Annotated in this window: 14 protein-coding genes; 13 read left to right on the top strand and 1 reads right to left on the bottom strand. The window is 67.1% G+C overall.

The window, feature by feature from the left end; genetic code table 11:
- Positions 1 to 9: 9 nt before the first annotated feature.
- The 6 genes from B3349_RS07150 to B3349_RS07125 all read left to right on the top strand — a co-directional run bounded on the left by B3349_RS07150 (position 10) and on the right by B3349_RS07125 (position 7,041).
- On the top strand, positions 10 to 300 hold the full coding sequence (locus B3349_RS07150; protein WP_291587631.1) for a hypothetical protein: 291 nt from the start codon (positions 10 to 12) through the stop codon (positions 298 to 300).
- Positions 301 to 303: 3 nt separating this feature from the next.
- The gene (locus tag B3349_RS07145; protein ID WP_291587629.1) at positions 304 to 2,022 is read left to right on the top strand and encodes a PepSY-associated TM helix domain-containing protein; all 1,719 of its coding nucleotides are present in this window, start codon (positions 304 to 306) and stop codon (positions 2,020 to 2,022) included.
- Entirely contained in the window at positions 2,019 to 2,384 is a 366-nt protein-coding gene (locus B3349_RS07140) for a DUF3325 domain-containing protein (RefSeq protein WP_291587627.1), read from the top strand. The genes B3349_RS07145 and B3349_RS07140 overlap by 4 nt, the downstream gene beginning before the upstream one ends.
- A 63-nt stretch (positions 2,385 to 2,447) precedes the next feature.
- Complete coding sequence (locus B3349_RS07135) at positions 2,448 to 3,629, top strand: efflux RND transporter periplasmic adaptor subunit (RefSeq protein WP_291587956.1); 1,182 nt, start codon at positions 2,448 to 2,450, stop codon at positions 3,627 to 3,629.
- The gene (locus B3349_RS07130; protein ID WP_291587949.1) at positions 3,623 to 5,641 is read left to right on the top strand and encodes an ABC transporter permease; all 2,019 of its coding nucleotides are present in this window, start codon (positions 3,623 to 3,625) and stop codon (positions 5,639 to 5,641) included. The genes B3349_RS07135 and B3349_RS07130 overlap by 7 nt, the downstream gene beginning before the upstream one ends.
- Positions 5,642 to 5,643: 2 nt before the next feature.
- Positions 5,644 to 7,041 (top strand): efflux transporter outer membrane subunit, encoded by a 1,398-nt coding sequence (locus tag B3349_RS07125; RefSeq protein ID WP_291587625.1) that lies wholly within the window; start codon positions 5,644 to 5,646, stop codon positions 7,039 to 7,041.
- 98 nt (positions 7,042 to 7,139) lie between these two features.
- Here B3349_RS07125 and B3349_RS07120 read toward each other — a convergent pair whose 3' ends face one another.
- Complete coding sequence (locus B3349_RS07120) at positions 7,140 to 8,060, bottom strand: LysR family transcriptional regulator (protein ID WP_291587622.1); 921 nt, start codon at positions 8,058 to 8,060, stop codon at positions 7,140 to 7,142.
- A gap of 211 nt (positions 8,061 to 8,271) precedes the next feature.
- Between B3349_RS07120 and B3349_RS07115 the strand changes: the two genes are divergently transcribed.
- The 7 genes from B3349_RS07115 (at position 8,272) to B3349_RS07085 (ending at position 20,089) form a co-directional block, all read left to right on the top strand.
- Positions 8,272 to 9,102 carry an alpha/beta hydrolase gene (locus tag B3349_RS07115; RefSeq protein ID WP_291587620.1) on the top strand — a complete coding sequence of 277 codons (831 nt, stop codon included), beginning with the start codon at positions 8,272 to 8,274 and terminating at the stop codon, positions 9,100 to 9,102.
- Positions 9,103 to 9,316: 214 nt separating this feature from the next.
- Complete coding sequence (locus B3349_RS07110) at positions 9,317 to 10,579, top strand: efflux RND transporter periplasmic adaptor subunit (protein WP_291587618.1); 1,263 nt, start codon at positions 9,317 to 9,319, stop codon at positions 10,577 to 10,579.
- 26 nt (positions 10,580 to 10,605) lie between these two features.
- Positions 10,606 to 13,848: an efflux RND transporter permease subunit gene (locus B3349_RS07105; protein ID WP_291587616.1), complete on the top strand. Its 3,243-nt coding sequence runs from the start codon at positions 10,606 to 10,608 to the stop codon at positions 13,846 to 13,848.
- Positions 13,849 to 13,865: 17 nt separating this feature from the next.
- The gene (locus tag B3349_RS07100) at positions 13,866 to 15,338 is read left to right on the top strand and encodes an efflux transporter outer membrane subunit (RefSeq protein WP_291587614.1); all 1,473 of its coding nucleotides are present in this window, start codon (positions 13,866 to 13,868) and stop codon (positions 15,336 to 15,338) included.
- Positions 15,339 to 15,805: 467 nt separating this feature from the next.
- Complete coding sequence (locus B3349_RS07095) at positions 15,806 to 16,360, top strand: sigma-70 family RNA polymerase sigma factor (RefSeq protein WP_291587612.1); 555 nt, start codon at positions 15,806 to 15,808, stop codon at positions 16,358 to 16,360.
- A 20-nt stretch (positions 16,361 to 16,380) separates the two neighbouring features.
- On the top strand, positions 16,381 to 17,355 hold the full coding sequence (locus B3349_RS07090) for a FecR domain-containing protein (protein ID WP_291587610.1): 975 nt from the start codon (positions 16,381 to 16,383) through the stop codon (positions 17,353 to 17,355).
- A 208-nt stretch (positions 17,356 to 17,563) separates the two neighbouring features.
- On the top strand, positions 17,564 to 20,089 hold the full coding sequence (locus B3349_RS07085; RefSeq protein WP_291587608.1) for a TonB-dependent siderophore receptor: 2,526 nt from the start codon (positions 17,564 to 17,566) through the stop codon (positions 20,087 to 20,089).
- Positions 20,090 to 20,096 lie beyond the last annotated feature (7 nt).

The raw sequence follows: 20,096 nt of genomic DNA, 5'->3' as shown, positions 1-20,096 counted from the left end.
GCAGGGCGCATGAGCCGGTACCTCGATCGCCATCCCAGCATGGGGCTGGTACTGCGCATTGTGGCGGCAGTGCTGGGGGGCTATGCGCTTGCCAGCACCTGGGCGGTGCTGTGTGGGGCCTGGGCCCCCACAGGGGTTGAAGGCATTCTGGCAGGAGAGCAGACCAGCTGGCTGCTCTATGTGGCGGCGGTGATCTGGGCCTTCTCCCCGGTGGCGCCGGGCAGGGTGTGGGCCGTGCTGGTGGCTGCTACGCTGGCCATGCTGGCGGCCGCCGTGTGGGTGGCGCAGCGGGGGGCTTGAAGCATGCACAAGCAGGCAAAACCTTCGGGTGCAGGGCAAGGGGGCTTCCGGCAGGCGCAGGCATGGCTGCATACCTGGAGCGGCCTGTGGTTCTCCTGGTTGCTGTTCGCGGTCTTTCTGACCGGGACCCTGGCGGTGTTCGAAGACCCCATCACCCACTGGATGACCCCGGAGCACCACGCCGAGGAAGTGGCCGCCGCGCGCGCCGTCGGCCCTGCACCATCCGGGCCGACGGGGTCTATGCACCAGCGTCTGGCTTGGGGCCTGGCCTATATGCAGCAGCAGCACCCTGGCGCCAGCATGTGGGAGCTGTGGCCTGCCGATGCACAGGGGGCCGGCGAACTGCGGGTGTACTGGCTGGATGCGCAAGGCGAGTACGCTGAAGCCCAGCTGGATCCGCGCACAGGCGAGGCGTTGCCGCAGGCGTCCCATCCGCCGCTGCGCCAGACCCTGGGGGGGCATCACTTCGTCAACTTCCACTATGAGCTGCATGCCGGCCAGATTGGGCTGTGGATCGTCGGGATCGCCGCCCTGGCCATGCTGGTGGCACTGGTCAGCGGCGTGATCACACACCGGCGCATCTTCAAGGATTTCTTCACATTCCGCCCCGGCAAGGGGCAGCGCAGTTGGCTGGATGCCCACAACGCCGTGGCAGTGCTGACCTTGCCGTTTCAGCTGATGATCGCCTACACCGGGATTGCCCTGTCCGGGCTGACCTTCATGCCGGCGGGCATTGCCGCGTACTTTGGCGCAGGCCAGGACGGCACGCGTGCTTTCCAGGCGGCACTGAACGAGCCAGGCAAGCCTGTGCGATCCGGGCAGGCCATGGACGTACCGGATCTGGAGCCCTTGGTGCTGCGCGGTCAGGCACTGATGGGACAGCCGGTGCGGGCGGTGGTGATTGACCACCCGGGTGACGCCGCGGCGCGCATCGGCGTGTACGGCTGGAACGACTCGGACAGCGTGCGCCAGCGCCTGAGTCCGACCAGCGGCATGGCCATGTTCTCTGCGGCGACCGGAAGCCTGCAGCAGGTGCGCCTGCCGGGTGCCGTGGATGGCGGTACGCCCTCGCTGGTGCAGTCGGTGCTGGGAGGGCTGCACATGGTGACCTTTGGTGGTCTGGCACTCAAGTGGGTGTACTTTGTGTGCGGCCTGGCGGGCAGCGCCATGATGGCGACGGGTGCAATCCTGTTTGTGGTCAAGCGCCGGGCCAAGCATCTGGGGGAATTCGGCAGTGCCACCGCAGCGGTCTATCGGCTGATCGAAGGGCTCAATGTGGCGGCCATTGCGGGCCTGTCTCTGGCCTGCGTCGGCTTCTTGTGGGGCAACCGCCTGGTGCCTCTGGGCCTGGCGCACCGGGGTGACTGGGAGCTGGGGGTGTTCTTCGGCATCTGGGCGCTGGCATTGCTGCATGCATGGCTGCGCCCGTCCCCCGCAGCCTGGCGTGAACAGCTGGCGGCGCTGGCGCTGCTGTGCATCTTTTTGCCGCTGCTCAACTTCCAGACCACCGGTGGTCATCTTCCGGCCTATATCCTGGAGGGAGACTGGGAAAGTGCGGCCGTCGAGCTGTTTGTGCTGGCCGCAGGCATCGCTGCGGTCTGTGTATGGTTCCGGCTGCGCCGCGCCCCACAGCCGAAGCCACGGCGCACGGCCACGGTACCCGAAGATGGGGTGAGCTCCAACGCGATGCCTTCGCGGGTCCGGCCGGAGGGCGGCGCATGAGTGTGTTGCAGGCATCCCTGCTGGCCTGGCTGTTGTCCTTGGGCGGCATGGTGGCATTGGCCTTCGCCATGGACCGCCATTACACACAATGGACCGGGCGGGACGATATCCCCCCGGCGTTGCGTGTTCTGCTGCGCGGTGTGGGCGTGCTGCTGCTGGCGGGCGTCTGGGTCCCCAGCGTATGGGGATGGAGTGCCACCGTGGGCACGGTGGCGGCCATCGGCTTCTGGTCGCTGGGCGCGTTGCTGGCGGCGGGAGGAATGTCCTGGTCCCCACGCTGGACGGCACGCGCCGGCGCGGTGGCGGCGCTGCTGGGGGGGAGCGGCTGCGTGCTCCCGCTGCTGCTGGCCATGCGGTGGTGAGGCCGGAAGGGGAATGTCTGTGGTGCAAGCTGGTTGTTGTTGTTTTTTGAAAGTACTCCTTTGATGCAGGTTGGTGGATTGAGGCGTTGGACGGTGGTGGCCCTGGCGGCCGCATGTGGAATAACCGGTGTTCTGTGGTGGGTCAGTCGGCCCCACACGGCCTACCAGACGGAGGCGGTGGCCCGGGGGGATGTGGAGGCCACGGTGACGGCTATTGGCACCTTGCAGCCGCGCCGCTATGTGGACGTGGGGGCGCAGGTCTCGGGACAGATCACGCGCTTGCTGGTGGCCCCCGGCACCACGGTGGAAAAGGGCGCATTGCTGGTCGAGATCGATCCCAGCGTGCAACGCGCCACGGTCGATGCCGGGCGTGCATCGCTGGCAGGCCTGCGCGCGCAGCTGGCCGAACAGCAGGCACAGCACCGGCTGGCCCAGCAGCAGTGGGAGCGCCAGCAGCAGATGGCCCGGGAAGGGGCCACCCGTGACGAGGATGTGCAGTCCGCCCAGGCGCAGCTGGCAGGCGCTGCAGCACGCATAGAACATCTCAAGGCGCAGATCGAGCAGACCCAGGCCACCCTCAAGGCCGATGAAGCCCGCCTGGGCTACACCCGCATCTATGCCCCCATGGCCGGCACTGTGGTGACGGTCGAGGCACGCGAAGGCCAGACGCTCAACGCCACCTACCAGACCCCCAATATCCTGCGCATCGCGGATCTGACGGCCATGACCGTCTGGACCGATGTGTCGGAGGCCGATGTGCGCCGGGTCAAGCCAGGCATGCCGGTGTACTTCACCACGCTGGGCAGTGCAGGCCAGGACAAGCCGCGCCGCTGGAACAGTGAAGTGCGCCAGGTCTTGCCGGCACCTTCCGCCAGCGTGGCGCCGGCGGGCAACGCGGCCAATGCGCCTGCAGCAGCCACCAAGGCGGTGGCCTATACGGTGTTGTTCGATGTGGACAACCTGGATGCCGAGCTGATGCCGCAGATGACGGCACAGGTGGTCTTTGTCGCGGAACGGGCTCCCCAGGCCTTGACGGTGCCCTTGGTGGCGCTGCAGCCGGATGCCAAGGGAGACGGTCAGGTGCTGCGTGTCTTGAACGCCCGCGGCCAGCCGGAATCCCGCGCCGTGCAAACCGGTGTACGCAGCCGCCACCAGGTGGCCGTGCTGCAGGGGCTGGACGAGGGCGAGAAGGTGGTCACAGGTGAAACCACCAGTGCAGGCGGGCTGCGGTGGCTGCAATGGTGAGCACGGAGTCGGCACCCTCTCCTGTGTCCGCAGACCGTTCCGTGCCCTTGATTGCGTTGCGCGGTATCTGCAAGCATTACGGCGGCAGCGGCGGCCAGCCGGAAGTCACGGTCTTGCGCGGCATTGATCTGGACATCCATGCCGGCGAATTTGTCGCGGTGGTCGGCAGCTCGGGGTCGGGCAAGTCCACGCTGATGAATATCCTGGGCTGCCTGGACCGTCCCAGCCAGGGCAGTTACCACTTCCAGGGGCAGGATGTGGGCCAGCTGGATGCGGATGCTTTGGCATGGCTGCGGCGCGAAGCCTTTGGCTTTGTGTTCCAGGGCTACCACCTGATTGCCAGCGAAACCGCCCAGGAGAACGTGGAGATGCCCGCCATCTATGCCGGTGTCTCCAAGGACGCACGGATGCAAAGGGCGCAGAGCCTGCTGAACCGCCTGGGTTTGAGTAGCCGGCTGCACAACCGGCCCCACCAGCTTTCCGGCGGACAGCAGCAGCGGGTGTCGATCGCCCGGGCGTTGATGAATGGCGGCAGTGTGATCCTGGCCGACGAGCCGACCGGCGCGCTGGACTCCCAGAGCGGGGCCGAAGTCATGGCCCTGCTGAACGAGCTGGCCGACGCCGGGCACACCATCCTGCTGATCACGCACGACCGGTCCGTAGCGGCCCAGGCGCGGCGCGTGATTGAAATCCACGATGGCCGCATCGTCAGCGACAGCCAGGGCCGTCCCCCCGCGGGCCAGGACACAGCGCCGGCGCAGCGGCGGGCCATCCCGGCGGTGAAAGATGCGCCGCACCAGATGACGGCTACGGCTTCCTGGTGGGCCGATCTGCTGGAAGCGGCCCGCAGCGCCTGGCGCGGCATGGTCGTGAACCGGGTGCGTACCAGCCTGACCTTGCTGGGCATCGTGATTGGCGTGGCATCGGTGATTGTGATGCTGGCCATCGGTGAAGGTGCGCGCCGCCAGGTGATGGAGCGCATGGGCACTATGGGAACGGCCATTCTGTACATGGGGAGCAAGCCGCCTGCCACCGGAGGGCCGGCAGGGCAGCTGACCGAGGAGGATTTGCAGGCCGTGCGTGAGCTGCCGGAAATCCGCCGCGTGCTGCCGGTCATCGGAGACCCGGTCACCGTGCGCTATGGCAGCGCGGACAAGCAGCTCTATGTGTTTGCCGCCAGCGAGGAAATGCCGGCCGTTCACCACTGGTCGGTGGCGCAGGGGCGTTTCTACACCCAGGCCGAAGACCATGACCTGGCGCCGCTGGTGGTGCTGGGGCACAAGGCATGGAAGCACTTCTTCCCCGATACCCCGAATCCGCTGGGCAAGCAGCTCATCATCGGCAACTCGGCCTTCGAGGTGATTGGCGTCATGAGCGAGCGTGGGGCAGATTCCGGTGCCCAGGACTATGACGACATGGTGTTCATCCCCTACAACGCGGGCCGCGCCCGCGTCTACCAAAGCCAGACCCAGCCGGACTATGTGGTGGTGGAGGCCATGTCCTCCACCCTGGTCCATGCGGCAGAAACTGCCATGCGCCAGTTGCTGATCGCCCGCCATGGCGGGCGGGAGGACTTTGGCATCGGCAATGCCGCAGCGCGCATCCAGGCCGAAGCCGCCACCCGCAAGAGCATGGCCATGATGCTGGGCCTGATTGCGGCGGTCTCGCTGGTGGTCGGCGGGATCGGGGTGATGAATGTGATGCTGATGACGGTCAAGGAACGCACACGGGAAATCGGCATCCGCATGGCCGTGGGCGCGCGCCAGCGCGACATCCTGCGGCAGTTCCTGACCGAAGCCAGCCTGGTGACGCTGGTCGGCGGCAGCGTGGGTCTGCTGGTGGGGCTGGCGGTGGGGGCGGTGCTGATTGCCGCAGAAGTCGCCGTGGTGTTTTCGGTGCGGGCCATGCTGGGCGCATTTGCCTGTGCCGTGATCACCGGGCTGATCTTTGGCTACAAGCCGGCCCAGACCGCAGCACGCCTGGACCCGGTTCGGGCATTGGCAGGAGAGTAGGAATGCAGGTATTCGCAACCGCCGGGGCATGTGTGGCCCTGTTGGCGCTAATGGGGTGCGCGACACCCTCGGTGCAACCAGCGGAGTGGGCACCGAACCTGCCTGCCCGGTGGCAGCAGGCCGCGCAAGGGGAACTGCAGCCGGTGAACCAGGATTGGTGGCGGAGCCTGGGCAGTGCCGAGCTGGATGCCCTGGTGGCGCAGGCCCACCAGGGCAGCTGGGACATTGCCGCGGCCACGGCACGGGTGCACCAGGCTGCGGCCAGTGCACGCCAGGCCGGCGCTGCGCTGCTGCCGGCCGTGATGGCCACTGCGGATGGCAACCGGGAAGGCCGGTTCGGTGGGCAGGCGGCCGTCAGCGGAACCCGCTATGGCGCCGCGCTGTCGGCCAGCTACGAACTGGACTTCTGGGGACGGAACCGGTCTGCACTGGAGGGCGCCCAGGCCAGCGTGCGCGCCAGCGCCTATGACCGTGATACCGTGCGACTGACCGTGACCGCAGGGGTGGCCAGTGCATGGCTGCAAGGGGTTGCCTTGCGCGAACGCGCAGAGATCGCACAGTCCAATCTGCGCAGCGCCGAACGGCTGCTGCAGCTCATCGAGTCCCGGGTGCGCGCCGGTGCGGCGTCTCCGCTGGACCTGGCGCAGCAGCGCGGGCTGGTGGCAGCGCAGCAGCGCAGCCTGGCCCTGCTGGAGCAGCAGGTGGCCCTGACCCAGACTTCCATGGAGATACTGCTGGGACAAGTACCGGTTGCGCCCATGGTGGAGCGCAGCGTGATGGCCCTGCGTGCCCCCGCGCTGGATGCAGGCCTGCCGTCGGAACTGCTGGTCCGCCGCCCGGACGTGGCGCGGGCCGAGGCACAGCTGGCCGCCGCCCATGCCGATGTGGCAGTGGCCCGTGCGGCCATGCTGCCGCGCCTGACACTGACCAGCAGCCTGGGCACCGGTGGCGACCGGCTGGGCGGCATGTTGGACAACCCCCTGTATACCTTGGCCGCTGGACTGGTCGCGCCGGTGTTCGACGCCGGCAGACTGGCCGCAGGCCACGAGCTGGCCCAGGCCCGGCAAGCAGAGCTGCTGGCGGTCTACCGGCAAACCATTGTCCAGGCCTTGGGCGATGTGCAGACGGCGCTGCACACGCTGGCTGGGGTGGACGCGCAAATCCTGGCGCACACCCAGGAGCTGGAGCAGGCGCGCCGTGCGCTGGCGCTGGCCGAGGTGCGTTACCGCGCAGGGGCAGAAAGCCTGCTGGCGCTGCTGGAGACCCAGCGCACCCTCTACGCTGCCCAGGACCAAGCGGTCCAGTTGCAGAACGATCGCCTGCAAGGGCATGTGGCCTTGTACAAGGCGCTGGGGGGAGGCTGGTCGCTGCAGACAGCGCCGGAACTGCCGGCATCCTGAGGCGGCGGCCCGCTATGTCCTGATCGCTGCCCAGGGCTGGGTTGTCCGCACGCACCTGAACGCATGCATTGTGCGGAGCCGCAATGCATGTCTGCGTATCAGGCGGCGCTGCGCTGCAGATGCGGGTGCTGCACAAACAGCTCGGCCGCCCAGTCCACAAAGGCGCGCACCTTGGCGCTCAGGTGGCGGTTGGGCGGGTAGACCACATAGACGGGCAGCGGCGGCTGGGTCCATTCGGGCAGCAGTTGCACCAACTCGCCGGACTCCAGATGGCTCTGGGCCTGGAAAGTGGTGATCTGGCCCACGCCCCGGCCCGCGACTATGGCCGCCACATAGGCATTGGCCTCGTTGACGGCCAGCTGGGCCGGGCTGCCGATCTCCAGCACTTCCCCGCCGCGGTGAAATTCCAGCGGGTAGCGGCGCATGGAAACCGGGGAGAAATAGATCACATTGAGGTGGCCGCTCTCCAGATCCAGCGGGTGCTGGGGGGTGCCGTACTGGGCCAGATAACCGGGGGCGGCCACAGTCACGAATTCGAGGTTGCCGATACGCCGTGCCACCAAAGACTGCTCGGACAGCTCGCCGCCACGGATCACGCAGTCCACGTTGTCGCCGATCAGGTCCACCGTGCGGTCGCTGACGCCCAGGTCGATCTGGATGTCGGGGTAGCGCGCCTGGAACTCGGCCAGCCGCGGAATGATGAGCAGGCGCGCCATGGATGTGCCCACGTCCACGCGCAGCCGCCCACGCGGCGCGGCGCGGGCCTGGCTGAGGCTGGCTTCCATGTCGTCGAAGTCGGCCAGCAGCCGCACGACACGGTCGTAGTAGGCCGCGCCATCGGCTGTGACCGTTACCCGGCGGGTCGTGCGGTTGAGCAGCTTGACGCGCAAGCGTGCCTCCAGGGCCTGGACGTGCTTGGTCACCGTGCCCTTGGGCAATTGCAGTGAATCGGCCGCACGCGTGAACGTGCCGGCTTCGACCACGCGCGCAAACAGGCGCATGGCCTGGATCTGGTCCATGGACTTTCCCTCTTTTGTTCTCTGCCCCGAAAGGGGCAGGAGAATTCTCACACGCGGTTCCCTGCGCCATTGTTCGGGAATTGGAAACACTGCGGTGGCAATTGCCCGGTTTATCGGGGTGCTTTGCCGCGCTACATTTGCCCTCATCCGGTTTTGTCCGGTCCTGTTTGGTCCTATCAGGTTCTGTCCGATCCCGTTCGGCCCCACCACCATGTCCACCACCTCTGCTGCCCCGTCGCCACCGTCCGTTTGCACCGATTCCACCCTCACCGTGGCCGGGCAGGAGGTGAACGTGCGTGTCTATGGCAACAAGCCGGCCGGCCAGGTGCTCCCCCTGGTGGTGCATTTCCACGGCGGGGCCTTTGTCTCGGGTGACCTGGACAACGGCTGCACCGTGGCCAGCCTGCTGGAAGGCGCTGGCGCCCGTGTGGTCTCGGTGGCCTACCCGCTCTCGCCGTTTCCCCAGCCGCTGGAAACCGGCTATGCCGTGTTGCAGTGGGCCTACAAGCAGCGCACGCGTCTGGCGGGTGCCGGTGCCCAGGTCTACCTGGCCGGTGAAGAGGCAGGCGGCAATCTGGCGGCCGGTGTGGCCCTGATGGCGCGCGACCAGTCGCATCCGCCGCTGGCAGGACAGATTCTGTTGTCGCCCATGCTGGATCCCTGTGTGGGAACGCCTTCGCTGCGCGCGGCCACAGGGACCGCCACCGCCTGCAAGTGGGCCGATGGCTGGCTCAAGTTCCTGGGCTGCACGCGCGATGCCGAGCACCCTTATGCCGTGCCCGGTGCCGCCCAGCGCCTGGCGGGCCTGCCGCCCACCTTGGTGCTGGTGGGCAGCGACGATCCCATGCACGACGAAGCCCTGGCCTATGCGGCCCGGCTGGAAGCGGCGGGCCTGTCCGTGACCCGCCATGTGTTCAACCAGGCGCAGCAATGGCCCGATGCCTTGTTGCAACCCGGCACCCGCGCCTGTCCCTGCGCGGACGAGGTGCAGGAGCAGTTCCGCCGCTTCTTTGCAGACAGCCGATGTCGGCCCTCTTCGTGACGGACGCTGACCACCGCCCCTGAATCTTTGCTTCTGACCGTTGCCTGAGCGCCAGACCGCTAGAGCGTGGGCACGGTATCCCTGACCGGCTTTCGCCGGGGCAGGTTCTCCTGTTGTTCGGTTTTTTCCGGCGTGATGTGCCGGAGGGCGCCGCTTTGCCTGGAATTTTCAGCGTCCTGCCTCGCGGCGGGCGCACCACCTTTTAGGAATCGTCATGAACGCACCGCTTTCCACTGTTTCTTCCTCCTCGCGCCGCTGGTGGACCGCCGTCGGCGTGGCCACCGTGGTCGTCGCCGCCGGGGGCGCGGCTCTGGGCCTGCAGGCATCGCATGCCGAGGCGCCTGCCCAGGCGGCAGCGCCCGCCATCCCTGTCTCCGTGGCTGCCGTGGTGCTGCAGGATGTATCCCTGTGGGACGAATTCTCGGGCCGCCTGGAAGCCGTGCAGCATGTGGACATCCGTCCGCGCGTGGCCGGAGCCGTACAGGCTGTGCATTTCCGCGAAGGGGCCCTGGTCAAGCAGGGGGATCTGCTGGTCACCGTGGACCCCGCGCCCTATGTGGCGGAAGTGGACCGCGCCGAAGCCCAGGTCGTGGCGGCCCAGGCCCGCCTGTCCTACACCCGCAGCGAGATGGAGCGTGCCGCCCGCCTGCTGCAGGAAAGCGCCATCGCCCAGCGTGAGCACGACGAACGTGTGAACGCCCAGCGTGAGGCCGATGCCAATCTGCGTGCCGCCCAGGCAGCGCTGCAGACCGCCCGGCTGAACCTCTCCTACACCCAGGTGCGCGCCCCCGTGGCCGGCCGTGTGGGCCGCATCGAAGTGACCGTGGGCAACCTGGTCAGTGCCGGTGCCAGCGCCCCCGTGCTGACCACCCTGGTCTCGGTCAGCCCGATCTACGCCAGCTTCGACACCGACGAACAGATCGTGGCGCGCGCCATCGACGGGCTGGAAGGCGGCAAGGGCACGCAGGGCGGGCGTGCACGCATCGAATCCATTCCCGTGCAGATGGGAACTGGCACGGCCGGCAGCACCCCCTTCAGCGGGCACCTGCAGCTCATTGACAACCAGGTCGATGCGCGCAGCGGCACGGTGCGTGTGCGCGCCGTGTTCGACAACGCCGATGGCAGCCTCATGCCGGGCCAGTTCGCGCGCATCCGCATGGGCCAGGCCCAGAGCACTTCGGCCGTGCTGATCAACGAGCGCGCCGTGGGCACGGACCAGAACAAGAAGTTCGTCATGGTCGTGGGCGAAGGCGACAAGGCCGAGTACCGCGAAGTGCAGCTGGGCGCACCGGTGGACGGTCTGCGTGTGGTGACCTCGGGCCTGAAGGCCGGGGAACGCATCGTCGTCAACGGCCTGCAGCGCGTGCGCCCCGGCGCGGTGATCGCACCCCAGGAAGTCCCCATGGCCGCCAAGGCCGAGCTGCAGGGTGACCGCGCACCGGCCGCCAAGGCCGCAGCCAAGCAGCCCATCGCCTGAATGCGCCCGGCAAGAAAGACCCGCACATGAATCTCTCCCGCTTTTTCATCGACCGCCCCATTTTTGCCGGGGTGCTGTCGGTGCTCATCTTCCTGGCCGGCCTGATCGCCCTGCGCGTGCTGCCGATCTCGGAATACCCGGAAGTCGCACCCCCTTCGGTGGTGGTGCGTGCCCAGTATCCCGGTGCCAACCCCAAGGTGATCGCCGAAACCGTGGCCACGCCGCTGGAAGAATCCATCAACGGTGTGGAGGGCATGCTCTACATGGGCAGCCAGGCCACCACCGACGGCGTGATGACGCTGACCGTGACCTTTGCCCTGGGCACCGACCCGGACAAGGCCCAGCAGCTGGTGCAGAACCGCGTGTCCCAGGCCGAACCGCGCCTGCCCGAGGAAGTGCGTCGACTGGGCATCACCACGGTCAAGAGCGCGCCCGACCTGACCATGGTCGTGCACATGGTCTCGCCCAATGGCCGCTATGACATCGACTATCTGCGCAACTACGCGGTGCTCAACGTCAAGGATCGCCTGGCGCGTATCACCGGCGTGGGCCAGGTGCAGATCTTCGGCGGCGGCGACTATTCCATGCGTGCCTGGCTGGACCCGCAGAAGGTTGCGCAGCGCGGCCTCTCGGCGGCCGACGTGGTGAGCGCCATCCGGGGCCAGAACGTGCAGGCTGCGGCCGGTGTGGTGGGCGCTTCGCCCGGCCTGCCGGGCGTGGACATGCAACTGTCCATCAATGCCCAGGGCCGCCTGCAGACCGAAGAGGAGTTTGGCGACATCATCGTCAAGACCGGCGCGGACGGTGCCGTGACGCGCCTGCGCGACGTGGCCCGTCTGGAGCTGGGCGCGGCCGACTATTCGCTGCGCTCCCTGCTGAACAATGACCCCGCCGTGGGCATGGGCGTGTTCCAGGCCCCGGGCTCCAACGCCCTGGACATCTCGGCCAATGTGCGCGCCACCATGGCCGAGCTGCAAAAGCACATGCCCGAAGGTGTGGAGTTCCGCATCGCCTACGACCCTACGCAGTTCGTGCGCGCCTCCATCAAGTCCGTGATCCACACCCTGCTGGAAGCCGTGGCCCTGGTGGTGGTGGTGGTGATTCTGTTCCTGCAGACCTGGCGCGCCTCCATCATCCCGCTGCTGGCCGTGCCGGTGTCGGTGGTGGGGACGTTCGCCGTGCTGCACCTGCTGGGTTTTTCGATCAACGCGCTGTCGCTTTTCGGCCTGGTGCTGGCCATCGGCATCGTGGTGGATGACGCCATCGTCGTGGTGGAGAACGTGGAGCGCAACATCGAAGCCGGCCTGTCGCCGCGCGAAGCCACCTACCGTGCCATGCAGGAGGTGAGCGGCCCCATCATTGCCATCGCCCTGGTGCTGGTGGCCGTGTTCGTGCCCCTGGCCTTCATCAGCGGCCTCACGGGCCAGTTCTACCGCCAGTTCGCTGTGACCATCGCCATCTCGACCGTGATCTCGGCCATCAACTCGCTGACCCTGTCGCCTGCGCTCAGCGCGCTGCTGCTCAAGGGCCATCACGAGCCCAAGGATGCGCTGACACGCGGCATGGATCGCGTGCTGGGTGGGTTCTTCCGCCGCTTCAATGCCCTGTTCCACCGTGGCTCCGATGCCTACAGCGGTGGCGTGCAGCGTGTCATCGGCCGCAAGGCGCTGATGCTGGTGATCTACGCCGTTCTGGTGGGGGCGACCTGGGGGTTGTTCAAGCTGGTGCCCGGCGGCTTTGTGCCGGCCCAGGACAAGCAGTATCTGGTGGGTTTTGCCCAGTTGCCCGATGGCGCCACCCTGGACCGCACGGAAGACGTGATCCGCCGGATGGGCGAGATCGTCAAGCAGAACCCGAATGTGGAAGATGCCATTGCCTTCCCGGGCCTGTCCATCAACGGCTTCACCAACAGCTCGAACTCGGGCATCGTGTTCGTCACGCTCAAGCCCTTTGCCGAGCGCACACGCGCCGACCAGAGCGGCGGCGCGGTCGCGGGCCAGCTCAACCAGGCCTTCGGCAGCATCCAGGAAGCCTTCATTGCCATGTTCCCGCCGCCACCAGTGGCCGGCCTGGGCACGACCGGGGGCTTCAAGCTGCAGATCGAGGACCGTGCATCGCTGGGCTATGACGCCATGGACCAGGCGGTGAAGGCCTTCATGGCCAAGGCCTACCAGACGCCGGAGCTGGCCGGGCTGTTCACCAGCTGGCAGGTCAACGTGCCGCAGCTCTATGCCGCCATCGACCGCACCAAGGCGCGCCAGCTGGGGGTGCCGGTGACCGACATCTTCGAGACCCTGCAGATCTATCTGGGCAGCCTGTACGCCAATGACTTCAACCAGTTCGGCCGCACCTACAGCGTGCGCGTGCAGGCGGATGCCGCCTACCGGGCGCGTGCCGAAGACGTGGGCCTGCTGAAGGTGCGTTCCACCACGGGCGAGATGGTGCCGCTGTCGGCCCTGATGAAGCTGGAGCCCAGCTTCGGGCCCGAGCGCGCCATGCGCTACAACGGCTTCCTGGCCGCCGATGTGAACGGTGGTCCTGCGCCCGGCTTCTCCTCGGGCCAGGCACAGGCCGCCATCGAGCGCATCGCTGCCGAAACCCTGCCGCCCGGCATCGGCTTCGAGTGGACCGAACTGACCTACCAGGAAATCCTGGCCGGCAATTCCGCCGTGCTGGTGTTCCCCCTGGCCATTCTGCTGGTGTTCCTGGTGCTGGCGGCCCAGTACGAAAGCCTGACCCTGCCCATCGCCATCATCCTCATCGTGCCCATGGGCCTGCTGGCCGCCATGACCGGGGTGTGGCTCAGCGGGGGCGACAACAACGTGTTCACGCAGATCGGGCTCATTGTGCTGGTCGGGCTGTCGGCCAAGAACGCCATCCTGATCGTGGAGTTTGCCCGCGAGCTGGAGTTTGTCGGCCGCACCCCGGTGCAGGCCGCCATCGAAGCCAGCCGCCTGCGTCTGCGCCCCATTCTGATGACCTCGCTGGCGTTTGTGATGGGCGTGCTGCCCCTGGTACTGTCCACCGGGGCCGGTGCCGAGATGCGCAGCGCCATGGGCGTGGCGGTGTTCGCCGGGATGATCGGTGTGACGGCCTTCGGCCTGTTCCTGACCCCCGTGTTCTACGTGGTCCTGCGTCGCCTGGCGGGCAACCGCCCGCTGCAGCAGCACGGCCACCACACGGCACCACTGGGCGAGCGCGAGCTGCACAGCGGCCCGGGCGCAGCCGCCCACCCCGTGCTCGCCGCACCGCGCGGCTCCAACGAATGAAACCGAGGAATCCGGTGATGACAACTGCTCTTTCTTTTCCCGCGGCGCGCTGGCTGCCGCTGGCGGCGGCCTTGTTCCTGGCCGGTTGCATGAGCCACCCGCTGGCTCCCGTGACCGCCGACGCGGCCTTGCCCGTGCCTGCGCATTTCTCCAACAGCGCTGAAGGCCAGACCTGGACCACGGCGGCGCCGGCCGAGGCACGGTCGCGTGGTGCCTGGTGGCTGGGTTTTTCCGACCCCGTGCTCACCGGGCTGGTAGAGCGTGCCGCGGATGGCAATACCGGCATCCAGGAGGCGGCGGCCCGGCTGGCCGAGGCGCGCTCCCTGCTGCGTACGGCCGATGCCCAGCGTGCGCCCCAGCTGGGTGTTTCCACCGGTGCGGTACGCCAGGCCGGGATCACCACCACCGGCAGTGCCGTGCCGGCCACCGTGGTCACGGCCGGCCTGAATCTGTCGTACGAGCTGGACCTGTTCGGCCGGCTGTCCAAGGCCAGCGACGCCGCGCGGCTGGACGCCCAGGCGCGCGCGGCCTTGCTGCAGAGCACACGCCTGCTGGTGCAGGCCGAAGTGGCACAGACCTATCTGCAGCTGCGGGCCGTGCAGGCCGAGCATGGTCTGGTCACGGCCAGCCTGGCCGCCTACCGTGACACCTTGCATCTGACGCAGCGGCGCTTCCAGGCTGGCGATGTGGCCGAGTTGGACGTGGCGCGGGTGCAGACCGAGGTGGCGGCCACCGAGGCCGAGGCCCTGTCCCTGGCCCAGCAGCAGGCCCAGCTCCAGCATGCCCTGGCGGTGCTGGTGGGTGAGGTGGCCAGCGGCTTTGCCGTGCCTGCGGCTGCGGCCGAAGCGGCCTTGCCAGTGGTACCCCCGGGCGTGCCGGCCACGGTGCTGGCGCGCCGCCCCGATGTGGCGGCGGCCCAGGCTTCCGTCATGGCGGCCCAGGCGCGCGTGGGCGTGGCCGAGGCGGCCTGGTTCCCCGCCATCACGCTGACCGGCAATGGCGGCCATGCCTCGCCCGAGCTGGGCGATCTGTTCAAGTGGTCGGCGCGTTCCTGGGGTATTGGCGCCCTGCTGTCGCTGCCCTTGTTCGACGGCGGCCAGCGTGCAGCCCAGGAAGAGGGCGCCCGCGCCCGGCTGGAAGCGGCCATGGCCGCCCACCGGGGCCAGGTGCTGACAGCCTTCCGTGAGGTGGAGGACCAGCTCAGCGCGCTGCGACTGCTGGAAGGCCAGGCCGAAGCCCAGGGCCGCGCCGTGCAGTCGGCACGGCGTGCGACCCAGCTGTCGGACTCGCGCTACCGCAACGGTCTGGTGAGCCAGCTGGAGCTGCTGGATGCACGCCGCAGCGAACTGCGCAGCCAGCGCCAGGCCTTGCAGGTGCGCACGGCCCAGTACACGGCCACCGTCGGTCTGATCCGCGCCCTGGGCGGTGGATGGGAGGCGGCCCCTCAAGCCGCAGCCCAGGCGCAGAACCTGGCCATGGCGGCACACTGAGTCGTGCTGCGGCAAGAGGCCCGCTCTTCCATGCATGCGGTAGATGGGTGTGCATCTGAAGGATGGCGCTCTGTGCCTTCACCAGTGAAGGCGCGCGCTTGCGCGGCGGATACCGCAGCCTGTCGGAGCCTCTGAACGGGCAGCCATCGCGACCGTCGCCGCCCCCCGCAGGGTTGCGCTGAGTCTCGTGAGGGAGACGGCTTCTTTCCGGCATTGCTGCGTCAGCCCTGGTCTGCGGGTGGCTGCGGCAGGCGTCCGGCACGTGGACGGGGAGGGCTGATCTGCCGGGGGAGCCCTCCTGAAGAACAGCGTTGCGGCTCCCTGCTGCCCGCCTGTTCTCGGGCCTGCCACGCCGGTGGCGCAGAGAGGCCGTATGTGGTGGTTGCATGCCATGAATACACAATGGGATGCTAATGATTCTTGTTTGAGTTGTATTATCGCGCCAGCAATTCAACCGGCTTCCTGCCATGCCATCCGCCTCCAGCCCTTTGCACGCTGACATCAACGCGCTGTACGTCGACCACCACAACTGGCTCCAGGGCTGGCTCCGCCGGCGGTTGGGGTCGGCGGCAGAGGCTGCCGATCTGGCCCATGACACCTTCGTGCGATTGCTCACCGGCAGGACGGAGCGTTGTTTCACCCATGCCGCCGAAGCCCGTGCCTACCTGAAAACTACGGCACAGAATCTGTGCATCAACCTGTGGCACAGGCAGGAAATCGAACGGGCCTGGCTGGAGATCCTGGCCGCCTCCCCGGAGGCCACCTATCCGTCAGCCGAGCGCCAGGCGATGGTGCTGGAGGCGCTGGAAGACATCGGCCGCATGCTCCAGTCCCTGTCGCCCAAGGCGGCCCGTGCATTCACGCTGGCCGTGGTTTGCGACATGACCGACGATGAAGTGGGGGCTGAACTGGGGGTTTCCGGCCGGATGGTCCGCAAGTATGTGGCGCAGGCCATGCTGGGTTGTCTGACGCTGGCGGCGCGCCAGACCGCTGCGGAGCTGCGGCACGAGCCCCTGCCGTGACACCCAGGCCGCCGCTACCGATGCACGCTGAACCTTCCCATACCGATCTTGCGCAGGCTGCGCAGTGGTACGCCTGCCTGCGTGATGGTTCTGCCAGTGCCGCCGACCGCGCGGCCTGGCAACGGTGGCTGGCATCCGCCGACGCACATGCCGCTGCCTGGCGCTATGTCGAAGACATCAGCCGCTCCTTCGATCCGGTCCGTACATTGCCGAATCCGCGGGCCACAGCGGACCAGCTTGCGACCGCCGACCAGCGGTTGCGCACCCGCAGACGCATCCTGGCCAGCCTGGGCATTCTGGCCAGCGGCGGGGGGGGAGGTGCCATGAGCTGGCAGCAGGCGTGGTTGCCGCCGGAAGTCATGGCATGGGGGGCCGACCATCGCACGGCCACCGGAGAGGTTCGGCAGCTCACGCTGGCGGACGGCACGCTGCTGTGGCTTAACACTGCCAGCGCGGTCGACATCCGGTTCGATGCCGGGGAGCGCCGCATTGTCCTCGTGACGGGGGAGGTCTTCGTTGAAACGGCCAGGGACAGCCGGCCGCTGCGGGTCTACAGCCCCCATGGTCAGATGCGTGCCCTGGGCACACGCTTCAACGTCCAGATGACCGCAGCGGGAACGCAGCTGGCGGTTTATCAGGGGGCCGTGGAAGTCCGTACCTTCGCCACAGGCACCACGCGCATCGTGCCCACGGGCCAGCAGACGTTGTTCACCACCCATGCCGTCGCTCCGCTGGAGTCGGGGGACGCCGCACGCGAAGCCTGGACGCAAGGCAGTTTCGTGGCCGACAACCTGCCGCTGCGTCTGTTCGTGCAGGAGCTGCGCCGCTATCGCAGGGGCCATCTGGGCCTTGCCGACTCTGTGGCAGACCTTGCGGTCTACGGCAATTTCCCGGTGCATGACACCGATCGCGTGCTGCAGATGCTGGCCGCGACCTTGCCGGTACGCATCGAGCAGCCCATCGCGTGGTGGACCACGATCGAAGCGCAACGCTGAATTCAAAAAAATAAAAATTCTTCTGAAATCTGGTTCCGGGTTTGGTCTTCTCGCTGGTTACTCCTTTTAAGAAGACATCTTTCGCCGTTGCGCTGCTACCCCAGGACGATCTGCACGTTGGCATATTGCATGCCTGCCCAGGCAATCAGATGGATGGTGATGTGTGGTCTTCGCCCAGTCGAGCACCTCTTTTCGGAACCTGCCGTCCATGCCATTACGCACCACCCAGCGTGTTTCCACGCCCCGCCACCAGAGCGCCATCCACCACCTGGGCATTCCGTTGCTCATAATCGGCGGAGCGCTCGGCGCTGCCAGCCATGCGCCTGTGGCGCTCGCTCAGCCCGCCACAGCCGCCCAGGCCGTGCGCAGCTATGACATACCGGCAGGGCCGTTGAGTCAGGCGCTCACCCGCTTCTCCCGGGAGGCGGGGGTCTATCTGGCGGGCAACAGCCGCATGGCCGAAGGCAAGCAAAGCCAGGGCCTCCATGGCAGCTACAGCGTGCAGGCGGGGTTGTCGGCTTTGCTGGCGAACACGGGGATCGAAGCCTATTTCCAGCCCGATGGCAGCTATGGGCTGCGCACCGTCCAGGCTGCGGTACAGGGCAGCGCGGACGGCTCGGCCATGCTGGGGACGGTGACCGTCACCGGCCAGGCGGTGCGTACCGGCGACACCGAAGGTTCCGGCAGTTATGCGGCGGCCGGCCCGCTGACCACCGCGACGCGTTTGCCGATGACGTTGCGCGAGACCCCCCAGTCCATCAGTGTGATGACGCGACAGCGCATGGACGATGAGGGCATCGACAGCATCGAAACCCTGCTGGATCGCACACCAGGGATTTCCGTGCAGAACATTGGCGCGAGCCGGTTCTCCATCCTGTCTCGTGGCTATGACATCGACAACTACCAGTACGACGGCATTGTCACGGCCACCGATATCGTCTCCCAGAACATCCCTCAGTCGCAGGCCGACCTCGCCATCTATGACCGGGTGGAAGTGCTGCGCGGTGCTGCCGGCCTGCTGACGGGGGCGGGCAATCCGTCCGGGACAGTCAACCTCGTGCGCAAGAAGCCGACCCGCGAGTTTCAGGGCTACGTCAGCCTGGGTGCCGGCAGCTGGGACCATGGCCGCGCAGAAGTCGACCTGGCCGGGCCCCTCAATGCAGCCGGAAGTCTGCGTGGCCGCGTGGTGGCGGCGCACGAGCAGGGTGGTACGCACATCGATTGGTACAAGCAGAAGAAAAGTGTGCTGTACGGTGTGCTTGAGGCCGACCTGACGCCGCAGACCTTGCTGACTGTGGGAATGGATTACCAGCACTCCGATCCACGGGGGCAGTCCTCCACAGGCCTGCCGCTGTTCTACAGCAACGGTGAGCAAACGGACTTCAGCGCTTCGCAGAATGCGGCGGCACGCTGGAAGCGTAATGAGATGGACGTCTACAACGCGTTCCTGAAGCTGGAGCACAACCTGGACAGCGGCTGGAAGCTGGGCCTGACGGCCAACCACATGCGCGGCAAGCGCGACTTTTCGGGGGCCGATGCCAGCTGGGGCTTCCCGAACCAGCAGACAGGCGATGGTGTGCGCCTGTATGGCGGCCTGGGTTCTGCCACCCAGCGACAAAGCGGGTTTGATGTCCAGGCGCAAGGCCCATTCGAGCTGTTCGGGCGCCGGCACGAGGCGGTTTTCGGCTTCAACTGGTCTGACTTCAAGAACTTCCACGAACCCCAGCAGGGAGCGGGTATCGAAGGCCGTTATGTCAACATCTACGATTGGAACAACCAGACGGCCGGGCCTACCATCACCGGAACCAAGCTCTACGACTATGACGGCTGGCAAAAGCAGAGTGGGGTGTACGGGGCGGTGCGTTTCAAGCCGCGCGACGATCTGACCTTCATCGCCGGCGCACGGGTCAGCAACTACCACTACCGGCTTGATCTGGCCTACACCGCAGCGGCCTCCGCACGCTTCAACCGGACGACGCGGATGGAAGAGTCCAACGTGGTCACACCCTACGCCGGCGTGGTCTACGACCTCAACCGTGTCCATTCGGTCTATGCCAGCTACACCAGCATCTTCAAGCCGCAAAGCAGCCGTGACCGCTATGGCAATGTGCTGGATCCGCGCGATGGCGACAACTACGAGATCGGGCTGAAAAGCGATTGGCTCGGTGGCAAGCTCAGCAGCACCGTCGCGTTGTACGAGATCCGGCAGAACAACCTGGCGGAAGCCGACAGTGGCCAGACCGTGCCGGGCACTTCCCCGGTCGAGGCTGCATACCGTGCGGTGCAGGGAGCCAAGACCCGGGGAATTGATCTGGAGGTCAACGGCGAGCTGGCCCGGGGCTGGCAGCTCAGTGCCAGCTACAGCTATGGCACCACGGAAGATGCCAGCGGCCAGCGCATCCGCACCACCTTCCCGCAGCAGATGGCCAAACTCTGGACCAGCTATCGCCTGCCGGGCGCCTGGAGCCAGCTGACCTTGGGCGGCGGCGTCAACTGGCAGGACCGCATCTACTACACCGCGACCTCGTCAGGGCTTGCCTTGCGTGGCCAGCAAAAAGCTTATGCGGTGGCCAATCTGATGGCGCGCTATGAGTTCAATCCCAAGCTGTCTGCCACACTGAACTTCAACAACATCTTCGACAAGAAGTACCTGCAAGGTCTGGATACCACCTTCTACACCGGTATCTATGCGCCCACGCGCAATGTCCAGCTGACCATGCGGTACGCCTTCTGAGGGCCCT

Origin of the sequence: Comamonas sp. UBA7528 (assembly GCF_002479375.1) — a bacterium.
Classification (GTDB): Bacteria; Pseudomonadota; Gammaproteobacteria; order Burkholderiales; family Burkholderiaceae_C; genus Comamonas.
This window is presented reverse-complemented; position numbering and strand designations above follow the sequence as displayed.